9 protein-coding genes are annotated in these 8,022 nt (G+C 60.9%); 5 read left to right on the top strand and 4 right to left on the bottom strand.

The features are described from left to right. Window positions 1-50 precede the first annotated feature (50 nt). The 4 genes from AC5E6N_RS21895 to AC5E6N_RS21880 are packed head-to-tail and all read right to left on the bottom strand — an operon-like array spanning window position 51 to window position 3,554. Window positions 51-608: a flagellar protein gene (locus AC5E6N_RS21895; RefSeq protein WP_491749797.1), complete on the bottom strand. Its 558-nt coding sequence runs from the start codon at window positions 606-608 to the stop codon at window positions 51-53. Further along, window positions 605-2,023: a flagellar protein export ATPase FliI gene (gene fliI / locus AC5E6N_RS21890; protein WP_491749796.1), complete on the bottom strand. Its 1,419-nt coding sequence runs from the start codon at window positions 2,021-2,023 to the stop codon at window positions 605-607. The genes AC5E6N_RS21895 and fliI overlap by 4 nt, the downstream gene beginning before the upstream one ends. A 35-nt stretch (window positions 2,024-2,058) precedes the next feature. Continuing rightward, window positions 2,059-2,769 (bottom strand): flagellar basal-body rod protein FlgF, encoded by a 711-nt coding sequence (gene flgF / locus AC5E6N_RS21885; RefSeq protein WP_491749795.1) that lies wholly within the window; start codon window positions 2,767-2,769, stop codon window positions 2,059-2,061. 11 nt (window positions 2,770-2,780) lie between these two features. Continuing rightward, window positions 2,781-3,554 (bottom strand): DUF1217 domain-containing protein, encoded by a 774-nt coding sequence (locus tag AC5E6N_RS21880; protein WP_491689079.1) that lies wholly within the window; start codon window positions 3,552-3,554, stop codon window positions 2,781-2,783. 178 nt (window positions 3,555-3,732) lie between these two features. Here AC5E6N_RS21880 and motA point away from each other — a divergent pair, with 178 nt between their 5' ends. The 5 genes from motA to AC5E6N_RS21855 all read left to right on the top strand — a co-directional run. Then, complete coding sequence (gene motA / locus AC5E6N_RS21875) at window positions 3,733-4,611, top strand: flagellar motor stator protein MotA (protein ID WP_491689080.1); 879 nt, start codon at window positions 3,733-3,735, stop codon at window positions 4,609-4,611. A gap of 4 nt (window positions 4,612-4,615) precedes the next feature. Beyond that, complete coding sequence (locus AC5E6N_RS21870; RefSeq protein WP_491749794.1) at window positions 4,616-5,560, top strand: FliM/FliN family flagellar motor switch protein; 945 nt, start codon at window positions 4,616-4,618, stop codon at window positions 5,558-5,560. A gap of 64 nt (window positions 5,561-5,624) precedes the next feature. Further along, window positions 5,625-6,200, top strand: coding sequence for a flagellar motor switch protein FliN (gene fliN / locus AC5E6N_RS21865; RefSeq protein WP_491749793.1), 576 nt, complete (start codon window positions 5,625-5,627; stop codon window positions 6,198-6,200). Continuing rightward, window positions 6,197-7,237, top strand: a complete 1,041-nt coding sequence (locus AC5E6N_RS21860) for a flagellar motor switch protein FliG (protein ID WP_491749792.1) — start codon at window positions 6,197-6,199, stop codon at window positions 7,235-7,237. Before fliN ends, AC5E6N_RS21860 begins: the two co-directional genes overlap by 4 nt. A gap of 54 nt (window positions 7,238-7,291) precedes the next feature. After that, a partial coding sequence (locus AC5E6N_RS21855) for an EscU/YscU/HrcU family type III secretion system export apparatus switch protein (RefSeq protein WP_491749791.1) occupies window positions 7,292-8,022 on the top strand: 731 nt, incomplete at its 3' end.

The raw sequence follows: 8,022 nt of genomic DNA, 5'->3' as shown, positions 1-8,022 counted from the left end.
CAAGCCATGATCGCCCACTACAAGAAAAGAGAACACATACAACTGTAGTACTAGCGCTCGATGACATCGCCGTCGGAGGTCACGATCACCCAACGCCCATCGCGCTGTTCGAGTGTCGCAAGGCGGCTGTCATCGGGAAGGATGGAACCGACACGCACCATATAGACGCCGTTCCCGTCCTCGATGAGCGCCCGGCCGTTGACGACATGAAGCAGGCGGAACACAGGCTTCGGTCGCGGGAAGGCCTGTGCCGGCCCTTCATCCGGACCGGCCTGGTTGTCGCCCTCCTGCCCGTCGAGCGTGATTGTCGCTGTGACGATGGAATCGAACGCACTGTCCGCCGCTTCACCGGAATCGGGAATGGCCAGCGGTGACACATTGACCACGCTTCGCCCGGCAATTCCGGGCAGGTCGCGCTCGGAAGACAGTGAATAGGGCCGCACGCCGAATTTTTCCTGATTGAGAAAGACATACCATGGAAAGAAGGCGGCAAAGGCCGCCAGAATCAGGCCGACCGAAATGAGCGCCCGGTCCGTTTTGTCTGCGTCCGTTTGCCGGTTCGCATCGCCGGTCCGCTCGGCTTCATTGTCCGGTTCCGTGACGGTCATGTGCCGGCTGCCTCCGTGCCTGCCTGATCGTTCTGCTGCTCCGCGGCCGCCCTTTTCATCGCATCGGCCAGGTCGCCGAAGGCGTCGCCGGAGAGCCTTTCCCCGGGTTGTTGCTTGAGGACTTCATAGATGACCGGCACCTGCCGGACCGCCATATCCAGCTCCGCGTCGGCGCCCGGCCTGTAGCCACCCAGCAGCCGCAGGTCCTTGGTTTCCTCGAAACGCTGGATCAGGGCGCGCAGCCGGATGACCAGATTTTCCTCATCCGGCTCCCAGGCGGTGCGGGCAAGCCGCGAAATCGACGAAAGGGGACTGATCGGAGGGTAACGCCCTTCCTCGGCCAGCGCGCGTTCGAGCACGATATGACCATCGAGAATGCCGCGGGTGGAATCGGCAATCGGATCGTTGTGATTGTCGCCGTCCACGAGGATCGAAACGATGGCGGTGATCGAGCCGGCACCGGCCCCGCCCGGACCGGCGCGCTCCAGAAGTCTCGGCAGTTCGGTGAATACGGTGGCCGGATATCCGCGCGCGACGGGCAGTTCTCCGGAGGCCACGCTGACCTCGCGTATCGCGTGCGCGAAGCGGGTTATGCTGTCGACCACCAAAAGCACGTTCTCGCCATTGTCGCGGAAATGTTCGGCTATGGCCATGGCCGTCATGGGCGCCATCCGGCGCAGCATGGGGCTTTCGTCGCTGGTGGCGACGACGGCCACGGATTTCTTCATCTGTTCGCCGAGCGTGTCCTCGATGAATTCGCGCACCTCCCTGCCCCGCTCTCCGACCAGCGCGATAACGGCGCGATCGAACGCCTCGGCCCGTGTCAGCATGGAAAGCAGCGTCGACTTGCCCACGCCCGAACCGGCAAACACACCGAGGCGCTGCCCCAGGCAAAGCGGTGAGAAGATGTCGATCGCCCTGATGCCGGTCTTAAGAGGCATATTGACCCGCTGACGGCTCATGGAGGGCGGCGCATCGGCCGAGACGGCGCGGCGGCGCTTGCCCGGCTCCAGCGGGCCGAGACCGTCGATCGGCTGACCAAGCGCATTGACGGTGCGACCGCACCAGGACGCATCCGGTGCGATCCGAAAAGCCCCGAAACGGATCACCGGATCGCCGATCGCAATCGCCTCGCCGCGCTCGACGGGACAGACGATCACCACATCAGGCTCGACCTTGACCACCTCGCCAAGCGTGATGCCCGCGCGGCCGTGATGCTCGACATAATCGCCGAGACAGACATAGGGCGACAGTCCGGAGACCTGATAGTTGTTCGGCGTGATCGTCGTGACCAGACCGCCGCGGCGCACCAGTTCATCGGGACTTGAGAACCGGCCGACAAGCCGCTCCAGCGCCTCGAGCGTGGAGGACCGGCGGCGGGTTCCCTGCGACGGCGGGCGGGCGGGGTCGCTCATTTACCGCGCGCGCCCTGAACGCAAAGCCGCCCGCATCAGACCGCTCCGAGAGTCTTAACCGCCTCGTCAAGGGTTCTCTCGGTCTTCTTGACAAGGCTCGCGGTGCTTTCAAACGCCCGGGTGACCATGATGAGCCGGCTCATTTCGGCCATGGCGTTGACGCCCGAATATTCCAGGTATCCCTGGAGCACGCCGGAATTCGTCCGATCAAGCAGGGGCTCAGGTTCGCCGGCCGGCACGACTCCGCTGTTCTCGAAACGCACGAACCCCTCATCAAGATTGGCGCTGAAGATACCGATGGAGCTGACAATCGCCCCCTCCTGGCGGATGATGCCGTCACGGGAGACCTTTGGCGGCTCCGCATTGCCATTGAGCTGGATCGGCGCGCCGCCCGGATCGAGAACGGGGTAACCGTTCAAGGTGACGAGTTCGCCGGCATCGGACATGGTGAACCGGCCGTCGCGGGTCAGGGTCATGCCGGCCGGTGTTTCGATCGCGAACCAGCCGTCGCCCTGGACGGCGAAGTCGAGCAGATTTTCGGTCTGGGTCATGCCGCCGCCGACCGAAGACAGATAGGTTTCACCATCTGATACAAATGCCGTGCCTTCATTCATCAGCGATTCAAAGCGGATTTCGGTGGGTCTGTATCCGACCGTGCTGGCGTTGGCGACATTGTCGGCGATCGTATTGAGCCGGTTCACAAGCGCGATCTGCGATGACAGTGCGACATAAAGTGATGATTGCATTGACCTTTGCCCTATCCGCCGAGTTTGAGGTTGTTGATAGCCAATATGAGCTCCGAAGAGATTCCGGTTGAAGACGAGCTGAAAAGGGATGCCGAGGTCACCGTGGTGGAGGGATTTTCCAGCTCCCAAAGGCTGGTGAACCGCTGCAGAAGTTTGTTCAGCTTTTCAGGGTCACCGAAGTCGGCGAAATCAATATGTTCCTGGAAATACTCGGCCTGCTTGTCGATATTGGTGCCGGCGAATTCGGGCGGCAGGCTGAGAATGGTCCGGGCGACGATCGCGAGCGCCGGGTCGGCGAGGATCTCATAGGCATTGGTGATTGTCGGTGCGTTGCGCTGGAAGTAAAGCGCAAGGCGGACCCCTTCATTATCGGTGCCGGCGTTCTGCTCAAGGGTCTGACGCAGATATTTGTCGACCGTGCCCTGCTGGGCTTCGGTGAAAATGGTCGTGACCGTTCCGTGACGGACAAAGTTGAAGGCCTCGACCAACTCGCGGTAGCGCTTGTCGTTCAATTGATTGGCAAAGGAATTCGGGTCATCGATGCCCTCGGTCAGCACCTTCCTGATCAACGCCTTTGCGTAGGCGATGTCCTCAAGGCCGTGCGCCTTGAGCGCGTAATTGTAAAGCCGGCTGTCGGCCATGAAATCGTCGATCGTTTTGGCGCTGCTTATATTATCCAGGTAGTATTCGGTTTCCCGGGCCGTGACCGGTTCCTGCCCGACCAGCTCAATCGAGCGGTTCATGTCCCTCGCGATCGTCTGATAGTTGATGTACGTCGTGACCATCGGTCGAACCCCCGCACCCAATTTCGTCCGGCAACGCGCGCAATGGCGGCCAGCGTGGTGCGGCAAAGCTAGAAAAATATCCTTGCGCGAAACTTTCGCGGGCCGCGGCGGTCAAGCTTCACGCAAGCCAGAACACTTACCCCTAGCGTGTCTTTCACAGGATAGAGTCGCCCCGCCCATGAACATCATCATCGGACTTGTCGTGACATTCGGATGTATCCTCGGTGGCTATATGGCCATGGGCGGATATATCAGCGTGCTCATGCAGCCATGGGAACTGGTCATTATCGGCGGCGCCGCGTTCGGTGGGTTCCTTGTTGCCAACCCTATGAAGATCATCAAGGATTCGGGGACAGCGCTGTGGGAGGCGTTCCGCTATGCCGTGCCCAAGGAACGCGACTATCTCGATACGCTGGCAGTGCTTTACGGGCTGATGCGCGACCTGCGGTCGAAGTCGCGCAACGAGATCGAAGCCCATATCGACAATCCGGAAGAATCGAGCATTTTCCAGACCGCGCCGTCCGTCCTCGCCAACAAGGAGCTGACCGCATTTATTTGCGACTATGTCCGTCTGATCATTATCGGCAACGCAAGGCCGCACGAAATCGAATCCCTGATGGATGAAGAGATCAATACGATCGAGCGCGACAAGCTCAAATCCTATCACGCCATCGCCACGGTGTCCGACGCCTGTCCGGCCATCGGCATCATCGCCGCCGTTCTCGGCGTCATCAAGGCCATGGGCGCGATTGATCAGTCGCCGGAAATCCTCGGCGCCCTCATCGGCGCGGCACTGGTCGGCACGTTTCTGGGGATATTCCTTTCCTATTCGGTCCTCGGACCGATCGCGGCGCAGATCAAGCTTGTGCGGGAAAAGCAGAACCGCCTCTATGTCATCGTCAAGCAGACGCTTCTTGCCTATATGAACGGATCGGTTCCGCAGGTCGCGCTGGAGCACGGCCGCAAGACCATTTCGTCTTACGAGCGTCCGTCCATCGACGCCGTCGAGCAGGAAATGATGACGGCCGGCTCAGGCGGCGAATCGAAGGCGGCCTGACCAAATGACGGATGAAACGGCAAAGGCCCACAGCAATTTCGACCGCACCCTCCTGCAACGCATGACCGGCGATTCCGGCGACCGCGAAACGCTGGAAGTCAAGTGCCAGACGCTCGCCGAGGTCGCCGCGATTTCGCTGTCGCTCCAGGCCGCCGAAACCATCGGCGCGCCGATCGAGGTGGAATTCGACGCGTTTGAGGTCGGCACCAAATCTGAGCTGACCGGCGCCTTCCCCGATCATGTCACGGTGTGCGGCGCGCAGATCGGGGGCTGGTGCAGCGACATCGTGCTGTGCGGCGGCAATGTCTTCGTCATCGCCGTCATGGAGTGCATGCTGGGCGGCTCGCTCCCGGACGATGCGACGATCGAACCGCGCCCGTTGTCGGCGATCGAGCTTGATGTGGCAACAGTGATATTCGGGCAACTCGCTGACAGTTTGAGAATGGGCATCGCGTCGCCGCCGACCGATGGCGTCGTCACGGACGGGGCCCGGCCCGATCTTCCCGAACCCGAGGAAGACGAGACTGATCCGCCAAGCGTGATGATGCGTTTCGAGCTGACCGCCGGCCCCGTCACCGCTCCCTTCTGTGCCGTCGTCGCGCAGCGACCGCTGCTGAAAGCCACGATCGTCGAACGCAAGAAGGAAAAACCCGCAACGCGCGAACGGCCCGAATGGTCGACCAGGCTGACCACCCAGGTCAGCCGTTCGCACATCCTGCTCGATGCGCGTATCGCGCTGAGTGAACTGACACTTGGCGACGTGGCGCGCCTGCAGGTTGGCGATATCCTGCCCTTTGCAGACGAAGGCGCTGTTCGGGCCCTGCTGTCGGCCGGCGAGAAACAGCTTTTCTGGTGCGAATTCGGCAAAGCGGGCGACCGCTACACGGTTCGTGTGCAGGAACCGCATAAACACGATCACGAACTGATGAGGGAACTGGCCGCAAGATGACGGACGCCTTGACCACCGCGCGCACCGGTCCTGCACGAAGACGAGATGCAAGGGACACATGACCATGTCTGACAAAAAGGCCGTGAAGGACGAGGATCTGGCCGGCGGGGAACCGCAGGAGGAAATTGACCAGGCCATCAGCGATTTGCGCGGTGTCCTGGAACAGGACGCCGCGGGCACGGCGAACATTGAAGAAAGCGAAGACCAACCCTTTGGCGGCGGTGACTTCTCCATGGACGACTTTCCCGAAACAGCCGCGCCCGACGCAGCCGAATCTTCCGATGCCCCGGACGCATCCGGCTCGCCCGGGCCCGATCTCGGCGCGGATGATTTCGGAAGCGATTTCGCCGCCCAGCCGGCGGCGGACACGACGGGTGCGACCGGCACGGTCGCCAACGCCGATATCATCATGGACATCCCGGTCGATGTGCAGATCGTCCTCGGCAAGACCCGCATGAAGGTCTCCAGGCTGATGAGCCTTGACGAGGGCGCGACGATCTCGCTTGACAGGAAGATCGGCGAGACCGTGGATATCATGGTCAACGGCCGCATGATCGGACATGGAGAGATCACCGTTCTTGAAGAGGACGAGACCCGTTTCGGCGTCCGTCTGACGGAAATACTCGGCACCGGCAAATGATTGAAGGCTATGAGGAACTTTCCGCCGGTAACGCGGTGGGACAGCCGCTTTCAAAACCGCAAAAGGCGGCCGCGATCCTGATTGCCATGGGCAAACCCATCGCCGGCAAGCTGCTGAAGTTCTTTTCTCCCACCGAACTGCAGACCATCATCTCAAGCGCTCAATCGCTGCGCAGCATTCCACCCCAGGAACTGGAAGATGTCGTCAGCGAGTTCGAGGACGTGTTTACCGAAGGCGCGGGCCTGATGGACAATGCTCAGGCAATGCAGGGCATTCTGGAAGAGGGGCTGCCGCCGGAGGAACTCGACGGTCTTTTGAGCGGAGGCGGGGCCGCGGGCCGCTCCAGGTCGAACATCTGGAATCGGCTACAGAAGACGGATCCGGCTTTCATCGGCTGTTTCCTCACCGATGAGCACCCGCAGACCATCGCCTATGTCGTCTCCATGCTGCCGTCGTCCTTCGCCGCCAAGATACTCCTGGAGGTGCCGGAGAAGAACCGGGCCAATATCGTTCACCGCGCGGTCAACATGAAATCCGTCAACCCAAAGATTGCCGAGATCATCGAGCAACGGGTCTCGCAGATGGTTGCGGAGCTTGACAATAAAAAAGGCGATGAAGCGACGAGCCGTGTCGCGGACCTCATGAACGAGTTGGAGAAGCCGGTCGTGGATGCGCTGATGAGCGAGCTCGAAAGCATCAACTCGGAGGATGCGGCGCGCGTCAAACCGCTTGTCTTCCTGTTCGACGATATCGCGGAAATGCCGACGCGCAGCCGCATCACGCTGCTCGACGACATCGGCGCCGACACGATTACCCTGGCCTTGCGCAACGCGGGCGATGAGGTGAAGGAAGCGGTTCTGTCGTCGCTCGGCGCCCGGCAGCGCCGCATGATCGAGGCGGATTTGAACGAGGACGTGCAAAACGTCACTCAGCGCGATATCGCCGTTGCACGGCGTTCCATCACGCAGGAGGCAATTCGCCTCGCCTCGCTTGAGCAAATCGAATTGAGTGAAGAGCAAAGCAGCGAGGCGGCATAGAGCGAGATGAGGTCAGCTTTTATCTTGCCGCGACAACGGTTCGGGACCTGAGGCATGTCTGAAGAACAGGATCAAGACAGCAAAACGGAAGAGCCGACCGAGAAAAAGATCCGCGATGCGATCGAGAAGGGAAACATTCCGTTTTCCCGCGAAGTGCCGATTTTTGCGTCTTCGACCGCGATCCTTGTGTTCTGCATATTCTTCATGCCTTCGGGCGCCTCTTACCTGACCGTCTCGCTGACGGACCTTTTCGCCAACGCATCGCGGCTGTCGATTTCCGGCGGCGAGGACGCGGTCTCGCTCTTCAACCATGTATTCTGGGAGGTCAGTCATCTGCTGATCCCGGCCTTCGCGCTGATGATGGTCTTCGGGATCGCGGCCTCCGTTATGCAGAACGTTCCCCGCCCGGCGGCCGAACGGGTAAAACCCCAGCTGTCGCGGGTTTCCATCAAGAAGGGTTTCAAGCGGCTGTTCGGCGCGCAGGGTCTGGTGGACTTCGTCAAATCGATCACCAAGATCCTGGTCATATCCGCAATCGTCGCGGTGGCGATGCTGACGGATTATTTCGACGTCCTGTCCGGCATGTTCTCCGATCCGTCCACCATTCCCCAGACCATGGCGCGGCTGGCGCGCAAGGTGTTCGTCATTATCCTGATTTCCACCGCTGTCCTGGCGATCGCCGACCTTTTGTGGACGCGGTACCACTGGCGCCAGGAACTGCGGATGACAAGACAGGAACTCAAGGACGAGATCAAACAGTCCGACGGCGACCCGATCGTCAAGGC

It is taken from the genome of Hoeflea sp. (genome assembly GCF_984452065.1).
This window is presented reverse-complemented; position numbering and strand designations above follow the sequence as displayed.

Excerpts from the sequence above, each read along its gene's own strand:
- AC5E6N_RS21895 (WP_491749797.1), bottom strand. The coding sequence starts at position 608 with ATGACCGTCACGGAACCGGACAATGAAGCCGAGCGGACCGGCGATGCG.
- fliI (WP_491749796.1), bottom strand. The coding sequence starts at position 2,023 with ATGAGCGACCCCGCCCGCCCGCCGTCGCAGGGAACCCGCCGCCGGTCC.
- flgF (WP_491749795.1), bottom strand. The coding sequence starts at position 2,769 with ATGCAATCATCACTTTATGTCGCACTGTCATCGCAGATCGCGCTTGTG.
- AC5E6N_RS21880 (WP_491689079.1), bottom strand. The coding sequence starts at position 3,554 with ATGGTCACGACGTACATCAACTATCAGACGATCGCGAGGGACATGAAC.
- motA (WP_491689080.1), top strand. The coding sequence starts at position 3,733 with ATGAACATCATCATCGGACTTGTCGTGACATTCGGATGTATCCTCGGT.
- AC5E6N_RS21870 (WP_491749794.1), top strand. The coding sequence starts at position 4,616 with ATGACGGATGAAACGGCAAAGGCCCACAGCAATTTCGACCGCACCCTC.
- fliN (WP_491749793.1), top strand. The coding sequence starts at position 5,625 with ATGTCTGACAAAAAGGCCGTGAAGGACGAGGATCTGGCCGGCGGGGAA.
- AC5E6N_RS21860 (WP_491749792.1), top strand. The coding sequence starts at position 6,197 with ATGATTGAAGGCTATGAGGAACTTTCCGCCGGTAACGCGGTGGGACAG.